The organism is Methanolobus sp. ZRKC3 (assembly GCF_045291275.1).
Taxonomy (GTDB): domain Archaea; phylum Halobacteriota; class Methanosarcinia; order Methanosarcinales; family Methanosarcinaceae; genus Methanolobus.
The window spans coordinates 355,286-375,743 of sequence record NZ_CP146982.1; the positions used below are offsets into that span (position 1 = coordinate 355,286).

The window sequence follows — 20,458 nt, forward strand, 5'->3', positions numbered from 1 at the left end:
TTTGATGTTTAATGTTTGATATTTCCAACCAATCATTATATATATTAAAATTGATAATATAATTATCAAATACATATTTATGTATTTATAGGAGGATTGTATATGAAAGCAAACAGTAAATTATTCATGAAGAAAGATACTCGAGCCCAGGTGGGTATCGGTACTCTTATCATCTTTATCGCAATGGTACTCGTAGCAGCCGTTGCTGCAGCAGTACTCATTCAGACATCTGGTGTACTGCAGCAGAAAGCGCAGTCAACAGGTAAGCAGGCAACCCAGGAAGTCTCATCCAACCTCATGATCAAGAGCGTCGAGGGTGTACGTGCAAAAACCAGTGGAACTTCAATGTCAAACACCGTAGATCTTTTGAAACTCCAGGTGTCTCTCAATGTTGGTAGCTCACCAGTAGATGTAAATCAGGTAGTTGCTTCTATCACAGATGGTACCACTACAAATACACTTATTTATGCAGGCAATACGAAATCCTATGCAACTGCAGGTAATTCAAATGGTAATATGTCCTCATTTAGTAGCACCGATGCAGCTGCAAACCTTGTGAAATTGTTGACCGCAAATTCAACAATTGACTCAACTGTATACGATAACTCTAAGAGGTATTATACAGTTCAGAAGGTTCGTGATGAAGATTCCTCATTCTCTCAGAGCAACCCTGTAATGAATTCCGGAGACCTCATTACTTTATACATTGCAACAACATCTGCTGCAGCAGTAACAGCTGATTATCAAATCGTTGGTGCTTCTGATACCTCTTCAGGCCTCAAGGCATCCGGTTTGACCCTTGGTACAAGGACTCCAGTAAGCATTGTCCTCACACCAGAGGCAGGTGCATCAACAATTGCAGAATTCGTAACACCTTCCTCATACGGTGTTAAGGAAACAGTAGCACTGCATCCATAAAACTGCCGAAGTGTAGATTTCTCTACACTTATTTTTCATTTTTTCAGAGTTGATTCCTATGAAAACAAACAAAAGATTGATGTTGTCGGGGGATTCAAAGGCTCAGGTAGGTATTGGTACTCTTATCATCTTCATTGCTATGGTCTTGATCGCTGCCGTTGCAGCATCTGTGTTGATCCAGACTTCTGGGGTGCTTCAGCAACAGGCGCAGTCTACCGGTAATCAGGCAACCCGTGAGGTCTCTTCAAACCTGATAATAAAAAGTATTGAAGGGGTCCGTGCTAAAAACAGTAGCACAATCATGGCATCTGACATATCTTTAATGAAGGTGAAAGTTGGCCTGAATGTTGGAAGCTCTCCTGTGGATCTTAACCAGCTTGTTATAAGTATAACTGATGGTTCTAATACCAATAGCCTTCTCTATGCTAATAATGCTAAGACCCATGGTTCTTCAATGGCAGATTTTTCGGATTCTGCTGATGCTTCAACAAACCTTGAAAAGCTATTGACCAGTAATCAATCAAGTCCTGGCGTGAATGCGAGGTATTTTTTCACAGTTCAAAAGATACGTGATGATGATATTTCAGTTTCACAGGGCAATCCTATAATGAATACCGGGGATCTTGTAACTATATATATTTCAACGGTTTCAGATGGTGATCTGGCATATACTTCCATTGGTGATATCACCACAAGCGGCTCACAAAAGGATTCTTATCTTGATGTGGGGCCAAGAAGCACTGTGGGCATGGTATTGACTCCTGAGGCAGGTGCAACAACAATTGCAGACTTTGTAACTCCATCTTCGTATGGTACCAAAGAAATTATATCTCTCTATCCATAAGATGGTCATCTGACCATCACCTTTTTTGAGGGGATAATATGAGCACAAAAATTATTTTATTAATAATGTTTTTTCTAGTATCGTGGATGACTCCAACTGCTCTGGCAGATGTTTCTTTTACAAGTTCGGTTGACATTCTGGAACACTCGGTGAATCTTACTATAAGTGAAAAGTATACAGTTCTCGATGCTGAATCATTACGAATGGACCTGGATATTGATGGAAGTGGTCTGGTTGATGGAAATGAATTGGAAATATTTGAGTCTAATTTCATTGCTAACAGGTCTGATCAGTTCTTAGGTTACCTTGAAATTGATGGTAATGCCTCATCCACGTGGCTTGAATCTGTGGATATATCATTTCAGAACGCACAAGGTGATGTGGATGAAGATGAATTGTTTGTCAGGACAGTTGTTATTTATGAATTTGACCAGTCCTTGTCTTCCGGTGAGCATGATGTGTTGATACTTGGCCATCCATTGATCGATCATATGCAGATAATACTTCCTGAAGGTATGAGTCCGATATCGTTTGATGGTCTTGATAATTCTTCACTTATATCTGAGAATGGCAGAATGGTGCTTGAAGGTGCCAGTGGCGTGCGTTCATTTATGGTTGGTGAAAAGCCTACTTTTGAGTATGCTGTATTTATAGAGATGTATCGAGAGCCATTTTATAAGAAAGCCTTTTTTCTGCCTCTTTTGATACTGGTCGAAATATTGTTAGCATCACTGGGATTATATATATTTAAAATGAATAAAATTAAATAGTATTGTTGTCTATCTATAATCGTTATATCATCACCAGGTGCATACATGAAATATAGGTATTATGTCATTCTTTTATTGACTCTTGTTATTCTTGTCTCTATTAGTGGATGTGCCAGTAAATCTCCGGAAGAAGCAGCTGAAACTTCGGTTATATCTTTCCTGAATGCTGTCAATGAAGGTGAGAATGGTGTTGCTTTCGATATGTATCGTGGTAAAGATTTCCTGGTTCCTGCAAGTATCACGATGATATTTGGGAATAAAGGTATAGAGCAGGGTGGCGTTAAAGGGATAACTATAGTTTCCAATGAAGTAGCAGGGCCAGTTGCGATTATAAAAGCCGAGTGCAGCGTTTCGATTCTGGACTTGATGGGTAAAGAGAAGGATGCTAAGGTAGTTCCTATTTATTTCAGGGTTCAGGATACTGACCTTGGCTGGATCATCACCCGTGTGTCTTTTGATTATCCTCTTGAGATCGATGATGCTGAAATTGTAGATGTTGAGGTGGAAAAAACTCCTGTCGATATGATTGCCGATAATGCGCTGTTAATAGGGGTAGTTTCTTTTGCAATGCTGGGCTCTGGCGTATATCTGGATAAAAAGGATAATGCAAAGAAGAAGGAGAAAAGCAGGACTATTGATGTATTAAATGCAACTCCTCTGCAAAAAGAGGTTATAATGCAGTATGTCAAAATAATGCCTCCGCAGCAGACTACAGTGGGCAGTAAGACTGCTATTGATGTGTGGGTGAAAAATTCTGCTCAGCAACCATACAGGAATTTTGCAGTAAAAGCTAAATTTGGAAATACAGTTGATGTCAAAACTGTAAACTTATTCTTTGAAACCATAGCACCGGGTGAAACTGCAAAAAGAACATGGATCATCAAACCCAAAGTCTCTGGCTGGGTGGCAATAGAAGAACCCACAGTGGTTTTTGAATATGCATATACAAAATACATAGGCGTTCTTGACCCTGTGTGGGTACAGGTTCAATGAACTTACTTCATATTTTTTGAATTCTAAAATAGCTTTTGTTTGGCAAAAGTCTTTCAAATAAGGCGGACCATAGAATGTATACATTTAACACTGGATGCTAATATATTATCATTGCTGAATCAATTTAATTCCATCTGCTGTTATGGTGTATGCATGTTTTCCCGGTATGTATCCGCTACACCTGTTCTTGATGATCTCCATATGCCTTTGCAAATTATTTCCATCAAGCTTCTTTTCCAGGAACAGTACAGTGTCTGCGATATACGACCATTTGCTAATGTTAATTGCAGTTTCCGGGATCTCTCCAGTTACCATAAGAATTATATTTCTCTCTTCAAATTCAAAAAACAAATTTTGGACAAAGGTTCTCAACTCGCATCCTCTGAGTTGTCTTTCTTCAAAAGTACTGTCTATTTCTTCAAGGACGGTTACCGGATCAATGACAACGCGTGATGGTGATGAGTTGAGCACATTTTCATTGATGTATTCAAAGAGGGAAAAGTCTCCTTTACAAATGATATCAGAATCAATTGAATGGATGCTAAGCTTACCTGAGTCAAGTACATCTTGATCAAAAAAACTAAAACTTGAAAGCGTGGCTAATATTTTATCTTCTGACTCAGAGAGCAGTGAAATATAGGTGCATGTTTCTCCATTCTTTGCAGCCTCAAACAATGACTGGATGCATAGGTTAGTCTTGCCAGTTCCGGTTTCTCCTGCTATCAAAATGCTTGATGATCCTACAAATCCTCCGCAGAGAATCTCATCCAAACCCGTTATATAAGACGATTTTCTCATTTTATCTTCCTAAAACGTCAATGTTATAATTATTTATATATTTTTTGTAAATGTAAATAATATATGGGCACTATATTTCTGCATGATGATTCTATTTTCAAAATCAATTACGGGGAATTCGTAAGGCAGGTATGTCCTTAAGCAGCCTTATATAATATTAAATCAATCGAAATAGCTTAAGCTTAATAATTCATCATATTTATGTTGGTAGCCATGTCGGAATTAAATAATGAGAATGAAGTTTTAGGAAAATTGGCGAACCTGGAAAGGCATATCAAGTCACTGGAAGCACGTATTTCCAAACTTGAACTATCTTCTTCTCCCCGGGTGGATGATAAGATGGCTGTCTTCCTTAATGTGCCTGATTCAATTCGCAAATCCCTTTTTGCAGTTTCAAAACTGGAATTCTGCACAGCTGATGAGGTCAGTAACATCACTGGTAGGCACAGATCAATTGAGAACAAATATCTGAATGAACTTTATCGTGCAGGTTGGATCGAAAGAGAACGGAAGGGTAAAAAAATATATTATTCCCTGAAGAAGAGAGTACTTGCTGAGAAGGATGAGTACTGGTCTGCAGTCGAAGAAGTTGAAAGCAAACTGGATCAATTGCTTGGGTGAGATCAATGTTGCTAAGTTTCCACTCCTATAAGGGCGGCACCGGGAAGACAACTCTTGTTGGTAACCTCGGAATCCTGCTTGCCAAAAACGGTCAGAGGGTCTGTATCATCGATACTGATGTGAGCGGTCCTGGTATTCACTCTTTGTTTGACATCAAGTATGAAAAAACATTGATCGATTTTCTGCAGGATGCATGCAATGCAAAAGATGTGGTCTATGAGTATGGTGATCTTGATCTTTTCATAGTGCCTACAAGGGCATGCGAGGAGGATATATCTACATTCTTCAAGACTCCCCAGGAAGCACGAAGTAAAATGAAGGAGCTTATTAAATCTATAAAAAGTGAATTCCATATAGATTATTTCCTGTTCGATTGCAGTCCCGGTATTAACAAGTCGAGCTTGCTGGTGATGAACATCGCAGATGAGGCTACTATTATCTCAACCATAGATGTTCAGGATATCAGGGGAACTTATATTCTTTCCAGCATGGCAGATAAATTAGGTACACATGCAAATCTGTTGTTCAACAGAACTCCAAAGGACAAGCAAAAGGAGATAGGTGATGTAGTTAAAGATTTCAGTGATAAGCTCGGTACTAATTTACTTGGATCGATACCATTTGATGAATCTGTGGCACGTACCTGGTCCCGGAAGATCGTCATGTTGGATGATCCTGGATGTGCTTATTGTGTCCATCTAAAGGACATTGCTGATAAACTTGTCTGAGCTTATGCATGGGCTAGTATGGTCTGTGGATCAGGATAGATCTAACTCTTTGATCTGCTCGCCTACGATCATGTCAAGCTCTTCTCTTTCTTCAGGTGTTAGCCTGAATAGCTCTTTTATTTTATCTGTATCAGTTGATGGAGCTGATCTAATGGATAATCCTGTATCCGTGAGTAAGTAATTGATTTGCTCTCTTTCGGATGCACCGTTCATTATGATCATATTCGTATCGACATCGAAGGCTATGTCGTAGTTTTTCACAATGCTTTTTTCAAGAGTGGCATCAAGAGAATCATTTTTGTATGACGACAATAGTATTCCCTGGTTTTCACTGCTTTTTCTGATGAGTGTTTCAAGGAATCTCTGATTGGCTCTTCCTTCTGCAAAAAGCAGTAGATCCTCGAGCTCATCAATGATCACTATATGCCTGTTACCAAAAAGTAGTTTTTCCAGCTTCATCATCGTACTGGTCAGGTTCCTGGATATCTCAAGAACTACCACATTACCGTTGAGATTCTGAATAATGTTTTCAGACTTTTCTTCCCTGTACAGGTAAATTATGGGAATCTGGAAGTAATTGTGAATGTCAGAAACAATGCCGGAGATTATGGCGGGCATTTTTACATCTTCGGAGTATCGGAAGATTAGACTTTTTCCATTGATTGATTCCAGAAGGTGGATTGGAAACAGGGTTTCTATGTTGTTTTTTATCATACAAGTTAGCCATTGATCTTTATTACTATCATCTATTCATTTTTGTAATATTAATATAATGGTAAAGAAAGAACAATTTCTCCAGAATATCTGTTGTTGCAATTATTCGTTCATTATTACCTTCAACGCTAATTGTTTTTCGCAATCTATGTCCGAAAAGATTAAAAGCTATTGCAACAGATGTTATTTGAGGTGATTTTGTATGTCAAAGTTTCAAAAGAGAAGTACTGAAAGAAAAGGCGAAAGGAAATCTGTAGAACTGGAAGAAAAGCTTATACAGGAAAACCTCAAAGATCTGGTTTCAGAGGGCGGTGAAGTATCAGATTGAATGTGAAACTGAATATAGAATTGTTAAATTCCGACATGCCTGGCAGGGAACTGGAGGTTTCGGAAGGTACGACCTATGAAAAAGTTCTGGAAATTCTTGATATAAATCAAGAAACCGTTCTTATTTTAAAAGAAGGGCATGCCGTTCCATTTGATGGAATGGCTGTATCCGGAGACTTAACCATAATATGTGTTGCATCACAGGGCTAAATCTAATCGAATACATTAGGATTTAGGCTCTGTGGAAAAATCATTTTTCTATTTATTTTTTAATCATATTTTTTAAAATATACTAGTGGATTTGCTGTAAATCTTGTATCCACTATTATTTTCAGGATTCTGGAAAACCTATGCATGATGTAAAGTATGCAATAGCTATTGATAAACTATGTCTGGGGATCTCAGGAAAGTGATTGGGCGTTTAATGAAACACTGTATCATAATAGAAATCTGGTTGAAACGGTGTTCTTTGTTCTGAAAAGAAATATGGTGTAGAAATCAGTTTAAAAGTATACAAGAATCAAGTAAAAAGAAGTAGTAGTTTAATTATGAGTGCGTAACCTTGACTGTTGTGTCAAGGTTATCTTTATTGCTCATATTAAAGCTCAATTGAGCTAGGATTTACATCCTTTTAGTGATATCTTTAAGCTTTGTGATAGCATCCATCGTTGTCTTTGTGTCTTCTATGATCTTCTGTTCATAGTGTTTGATGATGGATTCAACAGGAGCTGAAAGCTTGTAAATCTTTGTAGGTCTGCCTTTTCCTATTGCTTTTTTGTTGTGGATCTCGATCCAACTTCTTTCACGCATGTGTCTCATTGCAACACTAACTTCAGGCTGTCTCAGACCTGTACTCATCTCAATTTCCTGGGATGATGCTTCATCCACGTTTGAAAGGTAGGTGAGTGTTGTAGCAACGTTTCTTGACATTCCCAGACTCTTCAAGGCATCAATGAACTTGTAGTCTGTATCATCCAATATTTTTACTTCGAAATCTTTCATAGTCTAATAACCCCTTATTAGTTGGCTCATGTACGAGCTTCTATTCTCTAGTTATGTCATTATTATATTTAAAGTTATATATGCTCAAAATTAAAGTGAGAATAGATTAATAATGGGTGACTGTTTCTATAAATTCTTTAACAAGCAATTGAATTTCATTCATGATGTCTTCCAGTGAATTGAAAGATGCAATCTTCTGATCCAGGAATAGTTCTTCTTTTATTTTTCTGCCAACGATGTCATCATGCCCGGACATGACCCTGAATACCATCGATCCTGGGTAGATGTGGGTTCTGTGGGAAAATCCATCCCTGTCTCCGTCAGTTATTCCTATGATGGGTATGTTGAGCCTGTAGAGTATGTCACCTGCAATCTCTGTTGTATCATCGCCAACAGTTACCACAACCTGTGCATCTTCGATGATCTCAAATGTCCTTTCAGCTTCATGATCTATTATTGCTACTCGTATTTGCTGGCTTGAATCCATGTCCAGAGCCGGCTTACTATTTTCGGTAAAAGGTTTTATTTCCGGCTGATGGCCAGAATTACTCCTGACTGAAAAATCGTTACTTCTTAAGGGTCCACTTTTGACCCAGCATTTGGTGATGTCAATAGGTATTCTATCTTCATAAGCGTGTAATTTTTCCAGCCCGTGCTGTTTTATTTCAGCGCCCTTGATGTCGGTGATAAATCCGTCTTCTGTGACTATCTGTATGTCCTCTGAATTTGAAAAGCCAACAATGATCCCATTGACAAGTATCTTCTCTCCAGGATGCACTCCGTAGACCTTCCTTATTATCCTGTGGCCATGGTCTTCTATACGAATGGGTGTGACCGTATCGGGAACATCAGACAAGGGTAGTTCAAGTACTCTGGATATGTCCTGTGCAAGGGGGATGGATCCTTTGTTCCAGGGAATTATCTCTCCGTCAGAACTTGAAGGTCTTTCCACTTGGATAAGTGGTTTGCAGTTTCGATTGCTGAGTTTTGAGACCACTATATTGGCAAAGTAGTATCCGTTGTAGATGCTTTTTCCATGGTTAAGCAGAAAGACAACATCCTTTGTCTTGAAAAAATCCTCTATGCATTCACTTGGTTTCATAGATGCTTTAATGTCAATGGTATTTTCCATGTGGGCATCAAGTACGGCAGTTTTTCCAATGGTGCCGGCCATTCTGGCTGTGCAGTTCCCGTACCTGGCAAGTATCTCGATGATCTTTAAGGCCATACCTGTATCAACAATATGCGGACCGTGGATAACTATACCTATTTCCATATTTCTCATTTCTATATTTGCTTGTGTGAATATAATGATTCCCGGAACAATAAACTATTAGTTTCATAAGTTCCACCTGAAAGCTATGAACAAAGTTAGACTTACATGGCTCGGTCATTCCTGCTTTGAGATTTTTTCCGGAAAGGTGATCCTTATTGATCCATTTATTGATGAAAATCCTGTGGCTACGGTTTCAGCATCAGAACTTGACCCTGATATCATTGCCGTTACTCATGGTCACTCGGATCATCTGGGGGATACGGTAGAAATAGCGAAAAGAACTGGATGTACGGTGGTCTGTATTCATGAGGTCTCACAATACCTGAAGTCAAAGGGTATCCAGACAATTGGGATGAATATTGGTGGTACTGTGAAAGTGGACGATATCAGTTTTACAATGACTGATGCCAGGCATTCCTCTTCCATTGATGAATCCGAATGGAGCTTTGATGGTGGCAGAGCTGCTGGTTTTGTTATCACTATTAATGATATATCTATTTACCATGCAGGTGACACGGGCCTTTTCAGGGATATGGAACTTATTTCTGAGCTCTATAAACCCGATGTTGCAATAGTTCCCATAGGGGGCAGATATACAATGGATGTGAGAGATGCCGCAGTTGCGGTCCGGATGTTACAGCCAAAACTGGCAATTCCCATGCATTACAATACTTTCGAGCAGATAGAGCAGGATCCCATAATTTTCAGAGATTTGGTAAAAACGATGTCTAATGCAGATGTTCTCATAATGGATGTTAATGAACAGGTCGATATCTAAAATGAAATAACGCAATTTTGCTGTTGTTTTTCGCTGCTCTATGGATAGGTTTATATTTTATTATGTAGAGGTTATATTAGGCAAAAGTCAAGTTGTATTTATAAAATATTATATCCCCTCAAGTTCTCGTCATACGGCTTTTGCCATTAACTTTATACACCATTTTTCAAATATTTCTGTAAATGTTATTATCTGAAAGAATTCTTGGCTACTTGTAAAAAAGAACAGCTGAAAAAAGTAGTGGACAATTCTTTGCCCACAAGGATTTGCTAATATTTTCGCTTTATTCTGTCTCGTTTCACTTCACTTGTAGCACTTATCAAGATGCTCCTGTGGGCTTGGCTTTGTCGCCAGACTTACCATAATTGCTGCTATAAATGCAAGTGGTGTTGCAATCAGAATAGGGTCAACAACGGTCCAGGTGCCTGTGAGTATCGTGGCTTTTCCAAAGATTGCCTGACTTATGCCAAGTGGCACAGCTTCCTTTGCATGTATGAACGTAATCCAGAAGAGGCTTGCAAAGGTTCCAACAAGCAGACTTGCAATTGCACCTTGTTTTGTCATACGCTTCCAGAACAGAGCTCCTGTATATATTGGGAGGAAGGCTGCTGCGCAAAGTCCGAAGAAAATTGCTGTTGCGCGTGCGATGATACTTATTGGAAGTATGTATGCAAATATTACGCTTGCAATGATGGTAAATGCTATTCCTGCACGTGTGATGTTTATAGTCTGCCCCAGTTCTCCTTTCTTTATATACTGGCGGTAAAAGTCATGTCCGATAGCGGTTCCCATTGTGTGGAACTGGGAGCTGAGTGTGGACATGGCTGCAGCGAGCAATACAAGCATGAAGAGTATGACAAAGAGTTCAGGCATTGCGCTGTTAATGTATTCGGGCATTATGAGGTCTGTATTTCCCTTTGCAGCTACAACGGAGATTATCCCGAGTTTATTGAAGAAATAAACGTTTGATAGTGCACCTACTGTAAATGCAACCCCGGTCATCATGAGTATGAATGGTCCTCCTACAAGAACGGCCCTATTCAATGCCCGATCATCTTTTACGGTCATATACCTGACTGCAAGCTGAGGTTGTGCAAGCACACCAATGCCTACTCCCAGCACCAATGTTGAGACGAGTGTCCACCATATGGGGGATCCGAAGGCCGGCATTGATGTCCACCCCAGATGTCCTCCAGCTGCAAGGCTTTCAGGCACAAGGTTGTCCATGGCTGTGAGTGCCGAGTGGGCTGCAGTGACACCTCCGAGTTTGATGTAGGTGAGAACGAGCAATACTGCCATTCCTATAAACATAAGTGCACCCTGAAGTGCATCGGTATACATGACTGCGATGAGTCCGCCTGTGATGACATAAGCAGCAACAATGACAGTGAGGATAAGGACTGCAACATCATAGTCTATGCCAAGGGCGGTTTCAACGAATCTTGCTCCTCCAATAAGGACAATTCCTGCATAAAGGGGCATGAATATGCCGATCAGTGCACCTGAGAACCCTTGAATGAATCTGGACTGGAACCTTCTTCCTAGTAGTTCGGGGAAGGTGACCGCATCGAGTTTTGCTCCCATGCGTCTTGTCCTTGAACCGAATATGACAAAGGCTATAAAGATCCCTACAACTATGTTCATCACAGCCAGCCAAAGCAATCCCATTCCAAGAGCACCGGCAGCTCCTCCAAATCCTATAATGGCTGAAGTACTGATGAACGTTGCACCATAGGATAGTGCAAGGATGTAGGGATTAATTTTCCTTCCTGCAACCATGTAGTCTTCGGATCTCTCTGTTTTCTTATACCCTATCCATCCCAGGTAGAAGATGATCATCAAATAGATCAACATAACAACACCGAGCACTGGTGTACTTAAAACCATTAGAGCACCTCTTCATCATCTGCGCCATCGTTCCATTTCAAAACACCATAGACTATGCATCCAATGGCACTCAGGAAGCACAGGACATAGGCAATCCATATCTGCGGATCATCAATTCCAAGCATAATTGTAACTCCTTTTACCGTTTTTACTATAAAATCATGATATGTATTATCATGTCATACGTTATCATTCACTTTTATATAAGTTTTCTCAGTGTGAATTTGTGCACATTTTGAAAAATGAAAAAATGATAGAAAACGAATATGGGGGAAATAAAAGTGGTTGTTTATATCAACCTGTTTTGTTTAAAAGGAGGATTTACGAGTCTCACTTCATACCAGGTTTCTGGTTTAGTTCGGATCTCTTTACGACTTCTTCAATTCTTCTTTTTCGGGTATCGCTTCTTTTTGCATCGGCAATCCATCCAATATATAGGTCTCTATAGGAATTAGCAAATCGGTTGAAGTTCTGCCATGCCATTTCATTTTTCATCAAGGCTTCTTTTAGCTCAGTGGGAATGGGTAGCTTCTTTTTTGCTGTATATGGATCTGACCATTTTCCATTTATCTTTGCTTCTTCGATCTTTTCCAGACCTGCCGTTGTCATCCTTCCTTCTCTAATGAGTTTCTGTGCTCTTTGTTTATTGATTGCTGACCAGATACTATTATCTTTGCGAGGGGTATATTTTTGCATATACCTCTTATCGTCAACTGTTTTGACCTTACTGTCTATCCAGCCAAAGCATAATGCCTCTTCCACTGCATCTTCATAGGGGATAGTGGGTTCCCCAGTATGTTTTTTGAATAATATCAGCCAGATTACTTTGGAGCTATCATGGTTCTTTTGCAACCATTTGCGCCACTCTTCTCTGGTCGTTACATATATTGTGTTGGGGGAGTCCATATTGTTTTAATTGTTTTTTCTTTCTGAAATTTACTATCTATAATCATGGTCTAGCTGCTGGAAAAGGGGGGATATAATGGGCTTGTTTGTGTAATGTCTGCAAAAGTTTCATGAATATTGACATCGGGATTAGCGAAAAATTTCCCCCTCTGGTTCTATAGTATCTCTTCCGGGGACTAATCGGAATTGTTCCTTTCTTTATGATCTCATCATAATTTTTATCTACATCATCTGGTGATTCTGCATGAAAAGCAAGTTCGAAAGAAAGTCATTTTCTATCCTGCTTAAAAATTTCGTGCTTTGTTGCATCTGCCATAATTTCATGCGTAGAAATAACGAACCTCACACCAGGGTTTTCGAATTCTATGTAACTATCCAATTTGAACTTGAGCTTAAAGTCAAGAACATCCCTGTAAAAAATGAATATTTCATCAAATTTTGATCAAATGATAGTGATGAAATCTATGTTTGCTTCCATATTGACTATTTTCTGGAAATACTTGGTATCAACTGAACCTACAAACTCCCAAAAATCAAGTCGTTGATCAAGGGTATTTATCATTCTCTGGTGTCGCTCAATCATTTCCTGAAGATTAAGTATAAGCAGAGGATTCCCTTTATCATCTTGGCAAGTATATCCATCTTCTCATCTGTCAGATGATCGCATACAACGAATCCTTTATTTAGATTCCTGTGTCTAAAATAGCGACTTACATGAGTTAATTCTATACTCTATCTAAGAGATGTTGGCACTGGACTGCCTGAATAGTTATTTTATAAAAAATAGATGGAGGATTAAAACCTCCCATTCATTGAATATCAGTCTCTCCTGCGCTGGAATATGAATGCTAGGCCGAGTATTGCAGCTACTGGGAGTGCCATTGTTGGGAACTCTGGGATTTCTGTACATCCAGAACCAGCCCCTGATTCTACTTTGATATACCCCATACCATAATTATATCCTTTTATGGTCACCATCTCTATCGAATGCGACCCGGCTCCAACAATGAAGCATCCACTGCTAAGCGTGGGTCCATACATGGGCACATCGCTGGTAGTGCCGAGTAGAACGCCATTGTCATAGATCTCGAACACGTCACCTGTTAAGCAACAATCTCTAATGTAACCGTTGCTTGGCCAGCAGACGTGAAAGTAAATGGATCGGAATAACTAGGTATTGGGGTGGTAATAGGTTCCGGCACAGTACTATCCTGCCAGAAAAAAGCTGCCTCCCCGGCACCTATTGTTATGGGTGGATCATGTATGTCAGCACCGGGAGCATCTGGATCCCAGTTAAGTTCCCCCGTGCCCGCGTATGCTACACTACTCATGGCAATGCAAACAAGCATTCCAAGAACAATGGCAATTTTCTTTGAATTGTCTTCATTTTCTAACCCCTTGTTAGTTACATTTAAATATATTTCCAATTTACGCTTTAATTTTTTAAAGCACATATACATATAATTACTATTCTTATAATTTGTTTGCGAAATTGAACTCAGAAATAAGCTTACTTCAAAAGGAATTAATATCGGCATATTTATAAAAAAATAAAATGTAGGACAAAAATAGGGGTTATGGAACAATGTTAATCGTAGGCATTAGAACTGCAACAATGACAAGCAAGGGCCAAATTGTTATCTCTTCATCCATGCGGAAGGGTAATTTCGATGTAGGCGTCGAGTTGCAGTAATTGTCAAAAATGACTCTATAAAAATCAGGCCACTCGAAGGCGAAGCATGGAATTATCTTTAAAAGATTAACTATGGGGGGGCCAATGAGTGGCGATGTTATCTTTTGTCAATAACATTAGTCAATCGTAAAAATGAGTATGAAGCATCCTTGGATCATTTTCATGTAGTATTCACATGAATAAAATAAATGAGATCTCATTTAACTATTATTTAAGAATAACTGGTAATCTTCTGCTACTGGCTGGATGGCGAATTCCAGTTCTTTCTTTCATGGCTCATAAAACTATTTTTTCATAATTGAAATATTCAAAGAAAAAAGAAAAGAAAAAGAAATGACCATCATTGGCCATATCAACCTACTTTTTGAAACAAAGTTCTATATGTTCTTCAGAATCAGGCTTTGTCATAAGGCTGACAACAATAGCTACTACAAAAGCAAGTGGTGTTGCAACAAGGATTGGATCAACAAGTGTCCATGTACCTGTAAGCAAGGTTGCTTTTCCAAAGAGCGCCTGGCTGATGCCCAGTGCATTTGCTTCTTTCGCATGAACAAAAGTAAGCCAGAACAGACTTGCAAATGTTCCTACGAGCAGACTTGCGGTTGCACCCTGGCGATTCATGCGTTTCCAGAATATTGCTCCACTGTACATCGGAAGGAATGCTGCAGCACAAAGCCCGAAGAATATGGCTGTTGCACGTGCAATAATTCCTATTGGTAGTACGTAGGCCAGAGTGACGCTGATAACAATGGTCGTTGCTATTCCTAACCTTGTGATATTGATGGTATTGCCAATCTTCCCTTTCATGACAAATTCTCTGTAGAAGTCATGTCCGATGGCTGTGCCCATGGTATGGAACTGTGAACTCAGTGTTGACATTGCAGCTGCAAGCAGGGTTAGCAGGAAGAATATGACGAAATAATCAGGCATTGCACTGTAGATGTATTCGGGCATGATCTTATCGATGTTACCGCCTGCTGCTTCAAGGGATATGACTCCTCTTGTATCCAGGAAATAAACGTTTGAAAGTGCTCCGACCACGTAGGCTACACCTGCCATCATGAAGATGAAAGGTCCGCCTGAGAGTACTGCTCTTTTGAGTGACCTTGTGCTTTCGACTGTCATGAACCTGACTGCAAGCTGTGGTTGTGCGAGTACACCGATCCCAACACCAAGGATGATCGTGGAAAAGAGTGTCCACCACACAGGGGAGCCAATTGTAGGCATTGATGTCCATCCTGTATGTCCGATGGCTGCCAGGTTTTCAGGAACCAGATGTGCCATATCAGTAAGTGACTGGTGTGCTGTGCTTATTCCTCCAAGTTTTGAATAGGTCAGGACAAAAAGCATTGCCATTCCGACAAACATGAGTGCACCCTGCAATGCATCAGTGTACATGACCGCTATGAGTCCACCACTGATAACATAGGCTGCAACTATGACAGCAAGCAAGAGTACGGCTGTATTATAGTTTATATCAAGGGCAACTTCCATAAAACGTGCTCCTCCGATGAGCACGCCACCTGCGTATAGTGGCATGAATATGGTAATAAGTGCACCTGAAAATCCCTGTATGAAACGTGATTGGTACCTTTTTCCAATGAGTTCGGGGAAGGTGACTGCTTTGAGGTTCGCACCCATACGTCTGGTTCTGGAGCCGAATATTATAAAAGCGATGAATATTCCGATGAATATGTTCATGAATACAAGCCATAAGACTCCCATTCCAAATGCTCCGGCATATCCGCCAAAACCGATTATTGCGGAGGTACTGATAAAAGCTGCACCGTACGATAAAGCCAGTACGAATGGGTTGACCTTCCTGCCGGCAAGCATGTAATCATCAGTGTTTTTTGTCTGCTTGTATCCCAGCCAACCAAAATAGAATACTACTATCAGGTAGATGAGAACTAAAATACCAAGTAATGGTGTGTTAATGGCCATTAATTACCATCTCCTTTTTCCTCACCATCGTTCCAATGGATCACTCCGTAAAGAATGCATCCAATTGCGCTTACGAAGCACAAAAGATATGCAATCCATATCTGTGGATCATTTATTCCTAACATGTCGCACTTCTCCTAAAAACCATGATGACAGATGTTAGCATGAATCATACATATTAGGTTTTCGATTCGCTAGTAACACTTTTACTGGGGTAAAAAACACGCATAATCTATTTATTATATCAAGGAATAGTAGAAAAAGTATTACGAAAATAAAATTTTGTAATATTCATATGTGCGTGATTGTCTTCACAATTATAAAAACACAGTTTACCTCAAACAATCATACACAAAAAATCGGGTACATGCAGTACCCGATTCCTCCTAAGAAAAAAAGAAAGAAGTTTATTTTTTAATGCTGGCTTCTATAAAAGCAGCCCTGCTGATCTGCTTAACTTTTGCATTGAACCCGGCATCTTCAAAAAGCGTGATCCAGTGCTCTTCTTCCCTCTTAGTTCCGTGGTGATGGTCAAGGGGTTCCACAGCAAATACCTTTCCTCCGTCATCAAGTACTCTTCCTATTTCTGAAAGTGCTTTGGGTATGTCGTCTAGATGATGCAGCATGAAGAAGCAGGTTACAGCATCGTATTTTCTGTTTTCGAAGGGTAGGTCATAAACGCTTGCAGCTTCAAACTGCACATTGTCGATGCCATAGGTCTCGGTGTTGAGACGGCACTGGCGTATTGTTCCTTCCAGAAGGTCGACGCCTGTGACCTTTGATGAAGGATTGTTCTGTGCTATTTGAATGGTTGCAGCTCCAAGTCCGCATCCTATATCCAGCATGTTTTTTCCTTTGACGACTGGCATGACATCTGCATAAACGGTTTTCTTAAGTATCTCCATTTCTGGTTTTGGGTATGTTGCTTCCTGGTTATCGAATGATGTGTAGGGGATTATTCCGTAAACAGAAGAATTGTTTGCAGCAAGTATTCCCTTGAAATACAGCTTGTTGTTCTCCTGCCTGATAAGTTTGGCAACTGATGCGCTGCTGTCTTTACAGAATCTCTTGTTCCATTCATCGTGCTTTTTTGAGAACTGCATGTCCAGTGGCTCATGAAGTATTATATAATGTGAATATTCATCATGAATGTAGGATGATGCATGGGTATGCTTGTTCAGCTCCACCTCGCTGACAGCTTCTTTCCACAAGGCGAGCAGTTCCATAGTCTCAGAATCTGCAAAATTAACCACTTTCCCAATTGTTTTAAGCGACATACTATAAGATTGTCTTGAAAGGATAAAAAAGTAGCATTTCAAAATCACCTGAAATGCAAAGCCTTATATGTATTTCAACATAATTTGAAATACCAGAAGCTTAGGTGCTTTATTTCGTTTCTCTTGGTAATTGTCTGGGTGAACAAAAAATGAGAATCTTATTCATATCTGATATTCATGGTAACAAGGAAGCCCTTGATGCGGTGCTTCAAGTCCCACATGATGAGGTATTCTGTCTTGGCGACCTTGCGGATTATGGTCCTTCTCCTGCGGAATGCATTGACTATATAATGGACAACAATATCAAAACAGTTCTTGGAAATCACGATGCTGCAGTAGGTTCAGGTATTGACTGCGGCTGCGGGTATAAGTACAAGCACCTTTCAACAGGTACAAGAGATTACACATGGGATGCAATAGCTGAGGAACACAGGGAATTTCTGCGTCAGCTTCCCTTTGAACTTAAGTTTGAGTGTGGTGGGAAAAAACTACAGTTGGTGCATGGAAGTCCGCGTTCTAATTATGAATACATCAAGCCTGAAACTCCTGAGGGTGAGGTAAGTGGGATGCTCGCAGGAATGGATGCCGATATTCTTCTGGTGGGTCACTCGCATATCCCGTTTGTTAGGGTGGTTGGTGGTATTACTATAATCAACCCTGGTTCCGTTGGGCAGTCACGAGATGGTGATCCAAGGGCTAGCTGTGTAGTATTTGATACCGGACCAATGCAAGCTGAGATCATATGCTGTGATTATGATATCGAAACCACTTGCCGGAAAATACGGGAAATGATGCCTCATTCTGGTGAACTGGTGGCAATTTTGAGAAGGGGGTACTGAAAAAATTGCTTGATTCGCTTCTAATCTCCTATGATTCGGAAGCCTTATATGCAATGACTGTATTAGTAGGGTTCCGCGTAAACGGCGCGTTGACAGGAGCTTTTTCTTGTCATGAATCACGTTCATCCAAGGTCTTTGATGGAACACTTCGAATCTCGCTGGTTCGGAATGTTTATATATCATTGGTTCCTTGTAGGAGTCCTCGCACAGCGCGAGAGACTTATTATTGTCTTCTAATCATAAGTGGAGGCAGGAGTTATTTCCTGTCTGACGTTGGATTTGGCAGTTCGGTTAATTCTGACCGGTAGTGTATAATATACTATCAATAGAGAATTAGCCAAACTATATGTGCAAAGTGAATAAACTCTTTAGAGTTTTTCCGATCGATTCTTTAAAGACTTCCAAGTGAAGTAGACTTAAATTTGTGTGTGATCAACAATTCTGGTTGATCCTGCCAGAGGTCACTGCTATCGGTGTGCGATTAAGCCATGCGAGTCAAATGTTCTTCGTGAACATGGCGAACTGCTCAGTAACACGTGGATAACCTGCCCTAAGGTTCGGCATAACTCCGGGAAACTGGAGATAATACCGAATAAACCAGATATGCTGGAATGCTTTTTGGTTAAAAGTTCCGACGCCTTAGGATGGATCTGCGGCCTATCAGGTAGTAGTGGGTGTAATGTACCTACTAGCCTACGACGGGTACGGGTTGTGAGAGCAAGAGCCCGGAGATGGATTCTGAGACATGAATCCAGGCCCTACGGGGCGCAGCAGGCGCGAAAACTTTACAATGCGGGAAACCGCGATAAGGGGACACCGAGTGCCAGCATTTATGTTGGCTGTCCACATGTTTAAACGGCATGTGTTAGCAAGGGCCGGGCAAGACCGGTGCCAGCCGCCGCGGTAACACCGGCGGCCCGAGTGGTGACCACTATTATTGGGTCTAAAGGGTCCGTAGCCGGTTTGATCAGTCTTCCGGGAAATCTGACAGCTCAACTGTTAGGCTTCTGGGGGATACTGTCAGACTTGGGACCGGGAGAGGTAAGAGGTACTACAGGGGTAGGAGTGAAATCTTGTAATCCCTGTGGGACCACCAGTGGCGAAGGCGTCTTACCAGAACGGGTCCGACGGTGAGGGACGAAAGCTGGGGGCACGAACCGGATTAGATACCCGGGTAGTCCCAGCCGTAAACGATGCTCGCTAGGTGTCTGGGACGGTGCGACCGTTTCAGGTGCCGCAGGGAAGCCGTGAAGCGAGCCACCTGGGAAGTACGGCCGCAAGGCTGAAACTTAAAGGAATTGGCGGGGGAGCACTACAACGGGTGGAGCCTGCGGTTTAATTGGACTCAACGCCGGAAAACTCACCTGGGGCGACAGCAATATGTAGGTCAGGCTAAAGGTCTTACCTGAATCGCTGAGAGGAGGTGCATGGCCGTCGTCAGTTCGTACTGTGAAGCATCCTGTTAAGTCAGGCAACGAGCGAGACCCGTGCCCACTGTTGCCAGCATGTCCTTCGGGATGATGGGTACTCTGTGGGGACCGCTGGTGCTAAACCAGAGGAAGGTGCGGGCTACGGTAGGTCAGTATGCCCCGAATCTCCAGGGCTACACGCGGGCTACAATGGTCGGGACAATGGGTTCCTACCCTGAAAGGGGTTGGTAATCTCATAAACCCGCCCTTAGTTCGAATTGAGGGCTGCAACTCGCCCTCATGAAGCTGGAATCCGTAGTAATCGCGTTTCAATATAGCGCGGTGAATACGTCCCTGCTCCTTGCACACACCGCCCGTCAAACCACCCGAGTGAGGTATGGGTGAGGGCACGGATTTTGTGCCGTGTTCGAACCTAAATTTCGCAAGGGGGGTTAAGTCGTAACAAGGTAGCCGTAGGGGAATCTGCGGCTGGATCACCTCCTAAGCAGACTGACACAAAGTCAGTCACCATTACCGGTCAGAAATCGATAAACTGTCAAATCCAATATTGGGACAACAATAGTCCTAAGGGGCTTGTAGATCAGTTGGGAGATCGTCGCCTTTGCAAGGCGAAGGCCCTGGGTTCGAATCCCAGCAAGTCCATACTAGTGCACCAGGCAAGTAACTTTGCCCGGGAAGGATGAAGTGATCGGCGTACCCACGTCGGTTGCAAT

22 protein-coding genes, 1 tRNA gene and 1 rRNA gene are annotated in these 20,458 nt (G+C 41.2%); 12 read left to right on the plus strand and 12 right to left on the minus strand.

What is annotated here, in order from left to right:
• Positions 1-102 precede the first annotated feature (102 nt).
• Genes V7O66_RS01700 through V7O66_RS01715 form a run of 4 tightly spaced genes read left to right on the plus strand, consistent with a single transcriptional unit; the run spans position 103 to position 3,525 of the window.
• Positions 103-918 carry an archaellin/type IV pilin N-terminal domain-containing protein gene (locus V7O66_RS01700; RefSeq protein WP_406661262.1) on the plus strand — a complete coding sequence of 272 codons (816 nt, stop codon included), beginning with the start codon at positions 103-105 and terminating at the stop codon, positions 916-918.
• Positions 919-976: 58 nt separating this feature from the next.
• Positions 977-1,762: an archaellin/type IV pilin N-terminal domain-containing protein gene (locus tag V7O66_RS01705; protein ID WP_406661263.1), complete on the plus strand. Its 786-nt coding sequence runs from the start codon at positions 977-979 to the stop codon at positions 1,760-1,762.
• 38 nt (positions 1,763-1,800) lie between these two features.
• Positions 1,801-2,532: a hypothetical protein gene (locus V7O66_RS01710; RefSeq protein ID WP_406661264.1), complete on the plus strand. Its 732-nt coding sequence runs from the start codon at positions 1,801-1,803 to the stop codon at positions 2,530-2,532.
• Between the two features lie 45 nt (positions 2,533-2,577).
• A complete protein-coding gene (locus V7O66_RS01715) occupies positions 2,578-3,525 on the plus strand; it encodes a hypothetical protein (RefSeq protein ID WP_406661265.1) in 948 nt (315 codons plus the stop codon).
• A 108-nt stretch (positions 3,526-3,633) separates the two neighbouring features.
• On the opposite strand, the gene V7O66_RS01720 is transcribed toward V7O66_RS01715, so the two are convergent.
• Complete coding sequence (locus tag V7O66_RS01720; protein WP_406661266.1) at positions 3,634-4,323, minus strand: RAD55 family ATPase; 690 nt, start codon at positions 4,321-4,323, stop codon at positions 3,634-3,636.
• 213 nt (positions 4,324-4,536) lie between these two features.
• On the opposite strand from V7O66_RS01720, the gene V7O66_RS01725 reads away from it, so the two are divergent.
• A complete protein-coding gene (locus V7O66_RS01725) occupies positions 4,537-4,944 on the plus strand; it encodes a hypothetical protein (RefSeq protein ID WP_406661267.1) in 408 nt (135 codons plus the stop codon).
• A gap of 5 nt (positions 4,945-4,949) precedes the next feature.
• On the plus strand, positions 4,950-5,672 hold the full coding sequence (locus V7O66_RS01730; protein ID WP_406661268.1) for a MinD/ParA family protein: 723 nt from the start codon (positions 4,950-4,952) through the stop codon (positions 5,670-5,672).
• A 30-nt stretch (positions 5,673-5,702) separates the two neighbouring features.
• On the opposite strand, the gene V7O66_RS01735 is transcribed toward V7O66_RS01730, so the two are convergent.
• Positions 5,703-6,386 (minus strand): hypothetical protein, encoded by a 684-nt coding sequence (locus tag V7O66_RS01735; protein WP_406661269.1) that lies wholly within the window; start codon positions 6,384-6,386, stop codon positions 5,703-5,705.
• Positions 6,387-6,588: 202 nt separating this feature from the next.
• Here V7O66_RS01735 and V7O66_RS01740 point away from each other — a divergent pair, with 202 nt between their 5' ends.
• Positions 6,589-6,714: a hypothetical protein gene (locus V7O66_RS01740; protein ID WP_406661270.1), complete on the plus strand. Its 126-nt coding sequence runs from the start codon at positions 6,589-6,591 to the stop codon at positions 6,712-6,714.
• Between the two features lie 2 nt (positions 6,715-6,716).
• Positions 6,717-6,923, plus strand: a complete 207-nt coding sequence (locus V7O66_RS01745; RefSeq protein WP_406662528.1) for a hypothetical protein — start codon at positions 6,717-6,719, stop codon at positions 6,921-6,923.
• A 411-nt stretch (positions 6,924-7,334) separates the two neighbouring features.
• On the opposite strand, the gene V7O66_RS01750 is transcribed toward V7O66_RS01745, so the two are convergent.
• Both V7O66_RS01750 and V7O66_RS01755 read right to left on the minus strand, forming a co-directional pair.
• On the minus strand, positions 7,335-7,715 hold the full coding sequence (locus V7O66_RS01750; RefSeq protein WP_406661271.1) for a transcriptional regulator protein: 381 nt from the start codon (positions 7,713-7,715) through the stop codon (positions 7,335-7,337).
• A 106-nt stretch (positions 7,716-7,821) separates the two neighbouring features.
• The gene (locus V7O66_RS01755; protein ID WP_406661272.1) at positions 7,822-8,991 is read right to left on the minus strand and encodes a DUF2117 family protein; all 1,170 of its coding nucleotides are present in this window, start codon (positions 8,989-8,991) and stop codon (positions 7,822-7,824) included.
• Between the two features lie 85 nt (positions 8,992-9,076).
• On the opposite strand from V7O66_RS01755, the gene V7O66_RS01760 reads away from it, so the two are divergent.
• The gene (locus V7O66_RS01760) at positions 9,077-9,769 is read left to right on the plus strand and encodes a metal-dependent hydrolase (protein ID WP_406661273.1); all 693 of its coding nucleotides are present in this window, start codon (positions 9,077-9,079) and stop codon (positions 9,767-9,769) included.
• A gap of 303 nt (positions 9,770-10,072) precedes the next feature.
• Here the strand turns inward: V7O66_RS01760 and V7O66_RS01765 are convergent, their stop codons facing one another.
• The 8 genes from V7O66_RS01765 to V7O66_RS01800 all read right to left on the minus strand — a co-directional run bounded on the left by V7O66_RS01765 (position 10,073) and on the right by V7O66_RS01800 (position 17,476).
• Positions 10,073-11,656 carry a sodium:solute symporter gene (locus V7O66_RS01765; protein WP_406661274.1) on the minus strand — a complete coding sequence of 528 codons (1,584 nt, stop codon included), beginning with the start codon at positions 11,654-11,656 and terminating at the stop codon, positions 10,073-10,075.
• Positions 11,656-11,781, minus strand: a complete 126-nt coding sequence (locus V7O66_RS01770) for a symporter small accessory protein (RefSeq protein WP_406661275.1) — start codon at positions 11,779-11,781, stop codon at positions 11,656-11,658. Before V7O66_RS01770 ends, V7O66_RS01765 begins: the two co-directional genes overlap by 1 nt.
• Positions 11,782-11,986: 205 nt before the next feature.
• On the minus strand, positions 11,987-12,562 hold the full coding sequence (locus V7O66_RS01775; RefSeq protein WP_406661276.1) for a YdeI/OmpD-associated family protein: 576 nt from the start codon (positions 12,560-12,562) through the stop codon (positions 11,987-11,989).
• 819 nt (positions 12,563-13,381) lie between these two features.
• On the minus strand, positions 13,382-13,603 hold the full coding sequence (locus V7O66_RS01780; protein ID WP_406661277.1) for a PEF-CTERM sorting domain-containing protein: 222 nt from the start codon (positions 13,601-13,603) through the stop codon (positions 13,382-13,384).
• Positions 13,604-13,665: 62 nt separating this feature from the next.
• A complete protein-coding gene (locus V7O66_RS01785; RefSeq protein ID WP_406661278.1) occupies positions 13,666-13,989 on the minus strand; it encodes a hypothetical protein in 324 nt (107 codons plus the stop codon).
• Between the two features lie 623 nt (positions 13,990-14,612).
• Complete coding sequence (locus V7O66_RS01790; RefSeq protein WP_406661279.1) at positions 14,613-16,199, minus strand: sodium:solute symporter; 1,587 nt, start codon at positions 16,197-16,199, stop codon at positions 14,613-14,615.
• On the minus strand, positions 16,199-16,324 hold the full coding sequence (locus tag V7O66_RS01795; RefSeq protein WP_406661280.1) for a symporter small accessory protein: 126 nt from the start codon (positions 16,322-16,324) through the stop codon (positions 16,199-16,201). Before V7O66_RS01795 ends, V7O66_RS01790 begins: the two co-directional genes overlap by 1 nt.
• Before the next feature lie 282 nt (positions 16,325-16,606).
• Positions 16,607-17,476 carry a class I SAM-dependent methyltransferase gene (locus V7O66_RS01800; RefSeq protein ID WP_406661281.1) on the minus strand — a complete coding sequence of 290 codons (870 nt, stop codon included), beginning with the start codon at positions 17,474-17,476 and terminating at the stop codon, positions 16,607-16,609.
• A 149-nt stretch (positions 17,477-17,625) separates the two neighbouring features.
• Here V7O66_RS01800 and V7O66_RS01805 point away from each other — a divergent pair, with 149 nt between their 5' ends.
• From V7O66_RS01805 to V7O66_RS01815, 3 genes are all read left to right on the plus strand, one after another.
• Entirely contained in the window at positions 17,626-18,315 is a 690-nt protein-coding gene (locus V7O66_RS01805) for a metallophosphoesterase family protein (RefSeq protein ID WP_406661282.1), read from the plus strand.
• 438 nt (positions 18,316-18,753) lie between these two features.
• Positions 18,754-20,227: ribosomal RNA gene (locus tag V7O66_RS01810) — 16S ribosomal RNA — on the plus strand.
• A gap of 87 nt (positions 20,228-20,314) precedes the next feature.
• Positions 20,315-20,387, plus strand: a tRNA-Ala gene (locus V7O66_RS01815).
• Positions 20,388-20,458 lie beyond the last annotated feature (71 nt).